The organism is Acetatifactor sp., assembly GCF_982438285.1.
Map to the genome: position 1 here is coordinate 1 of NZ_CEWDFQ010000402.1, position 2,458 is coordinate 2,458.

5 protein-coding genes are annotated in these 2,458 nt (G+C 48.0%); 4 read left to right on the top strand and 1 reads right to left on the bottom strand.

Features of this window, described 5'->3' with window-relative positions; genetic code table 11:
- Positions 1–103 precede the first annotated feature (103 nt).
- Complete coding sequence (locus tag AC1WIP_RS14500; RefSeq protein WP_481142496.1) at positions 104–280, top strand: hypothetical protein; 177 nt, start codon at positions 104–106, stop codon at positions 278–280.
- Between the two features lie 15 nt (positions 281–295).
- Here the strand turns inward: AC1WIP_RS14500 and AC1WIP_RS14505 are convergent, their stop codons facing one another.
- Positions 296–913, bottom strand: coding sequence for a sugar O-acetyltransferase (locus AC1WIP_RS14505; RefSeq protein WP_481142497.1), 618 nt, complete (start codon positions 911–913; stop codon positions 296–298).
- Positions 914–1,046: 133 nt separating this feature from the next.
- On the opposite strand from AC1WIP_RS14505, the gene AC1WIP_RS14510 reads away from it, so the two are divergent.
- From AC1WIP_RS14510 to AC1WIP_RS14520, 3 genes are all read left to right on the top strand, one after another.
- The gene (locus AC1WIP_RS14510) at positions 1,047–1,595 is read left to right on the top strand and encodes an HD domain-containing protein (protein ID WP_481142498.1); all 549 of its coding nucleotides are present in this window, start codon (positions 1,047–1,049) and stop codon (positions 1,593–1,595) included.
- An 83-nt stretch (positions 1,596–1,678) separates the two neighbouring features.
- Complete coding sequence (locus AC1WIP_RS14515; RefSeq protein ID WP_481142499.1) at positions 1,679–2,266, top strand: DUF1266 domain-containing protein; 588 nt, start codon at positions 1,679–1,681, stop codon at positions 2,264–2,266.
- Between the two features lie 53 nt (positions 2,267–2,319).
- Positions 2,320–2,458 (top strand): helix-turn-helix domain-containing protein (locus tag AC1WIP_RS14520; RefSeq protein ID WP_481142500.1); only part of this gene is annotated, 139 nt, incomplete at its 3' end.

Genomic DNA, 2,458 nt, shown 5'->3' on the forward strand with positions numbered 1-2,458 from the left:
GAGCTATTGAGGGTTGTCTGGAGCGGTTGGACATTGGATATATTGACCTAATGCTCCTGCACCACCCAGGAACCGGGGATGTGGAGGCGTACCATGCGGAGGTGTGCCCTATATTCAAAACCTGGGTATCGTGGTAAACGGCTATTCCCCCTTCGGCGGCAGAGGCCGCGCCAGTGAATTATTTTCTGATGAGGTCATCTCCGCTATCGCAGAAGAACACGGCGTGGCCTCTGCACAGGTGATTCTCCGCTGGAATTATGAGAAACACGATTGGTATTAGGCGGCGTTGAACAAATCAGGAATCCAAATTTCCATAATCAATGGGTCTGTCTTTAAAATAGTATTCTTTGTCATGTTCATTTACTTCCCGCAGAATCCGGCAAGGGTTTCCCACGGCCACAACATTGGAGGGCAGGTCCTTTGTCACAACGCTTCCTGCGCCCACAACCACATTGTCTCCGATGGTAATGCCTGGAAGAATGATGGCTCCCGCTCCAATCCAGCAATTTCTGCCGATGCGCACGGGCATATTGTACTGATAGGATTTTTCCCGAAGGGTGGGCAAAATGGGATGCCCTGCTGTGGCAACGATCACGTTAGGGCCGAACATGGTATAGTCTCCCACGTAGATATGAGTGTCATCCACCATTGTCAGGCCGAAATTTGCATAAATGTTTTTCCCGAAATGAACATGACCGCCGCCGAAATTTGCATGGAAGGGCGGTTCGATATAGCAGTCCTCCCCGATTTCCGCAAACATTTCCTTTAACATTTTTTCCCGTTTATCCATTTCCGAGGGGCGCGTCTGGTTGAAATCATACAGACGGTCAAGCCTTTTTAACTGCTCCTCCATGATCTCCTTATCCCCCGGAAGATACAGCTCCCCTGTGTGTAATTTTTCCTTCATGCTCATGTGAAAATCCTCCTGTAAATGTGCATACAGTGTAGCAAAAAATGCTTTAAATTTCAATACTTGTCTCCCGCCTTTTCTTTCTGGTAGAATGAGTTATCAGGTATAACAGATCACTGCGGGGGTGAAATAAAATATGAGCAGGATGAATACATTTTCGGGAAAGAAATTCGACCCAATGGACATCAAGGCGGAGGATATCTGCCTGGAAGATATCGCCCATGCCCTCAGCCTTTTGTGCAGAGGAGGGGGACACTTAAAGTATTTTTATTCCGTAGGGCAGCATTCTATCAACTGCATGAGAGAAGCCCGGGAGCGGGGGTGTTCTGAGAGGGTGCAGGCAGCCTGCCTTCTCCATGACGCAAGCGAGGCTTATATTTCAGATATCATCAGACCGGTCAAGATGTATCTGTCTAATTATGTTGAAATTGAAAAAAAGATCATGGATAAGATTTGGGAGCGCTTTAACTTAAGCGACCTGAGTGCGGAAGAAAATCAAAAATGGAAGCTGATTGATGATGAGATATTAAACTGCGAATTACGGGAGCTGATGAGGGGAGTCCGGGATACGGAAGCCAAAGGGCTGTATTCCTGTCCAGATATGGAAGAAAAGCCCTGGAAGACGGTGGAAGCTGAATTTATGCAGATGGCAGCTTCTCTGTGCTGCCTGAAAAGCTGGCTGTGAAAAACAGGAAAAAAGACAGGTAGCTTTTGCATATAAGGTATGGTAGACTGATGGAAATAGATGGAAGGATGCAGGTAGAAAAAATGGGTATATTTGATATTTTTGGGAAAAAGGGAGCAGAAAGCGGGACGATGCCCCGGAATGATACGGAAAGGTGGATTGCAGCCACCTATGCCGCATGGGCGGTAAACACAGGGGGAGACTGGCATTATTTTGCCGGTTCTAAGGAAATAAACAGACAGGAGGGAGCTTCCATGCGTACGATGCTGCGCAGAGACTGGGGAGTGACGGACAGAGCCAGTCTTTTGGATATGGTAAGCTATCTGACTACACTTTACAGCGAGGGAGAAGATTGTGAAGCAGAGGACATTGCTTCAGGAGCCTGGGATTTATGCCGTGCCTGTCAGATTCTTGGAATGGGATTTGTGGGAGGCTATATTGACCGGGATGAAATGGTGCAGCGGTCTGTAGAGGTTGGGAGAGTCATGCAGTGTTATTACCATTCCTGGGCGGAATTGTATGACAGCTACACGAAAGGATACAGGGACTGGAGAAGCGGCCAGGGCGGTGATGCCCAGAAGGATATCGCAGACAGAGAAAAATTGTGTTTCGATCTGCGCAGCCAGCCGGATGGACCCTGCTGCGTAGAATGGGGATTGGCATTGAAATGACAAAAGCCGGTGGGCAGCGCCAATGCGTCGCATAGCTGCACCAGGCTTCGTGTGTGGCAATTGATCAAATCCGAATCGGCAGATTTATAGCCGAATCAAGAAAGTCAAGGAACCTTACCCAAAGGCAGCTTGCCAATGCACTTTCCATTAGTGACAAAACAATTTCCAAATGGGAGTGTGGAAAAGGACTTC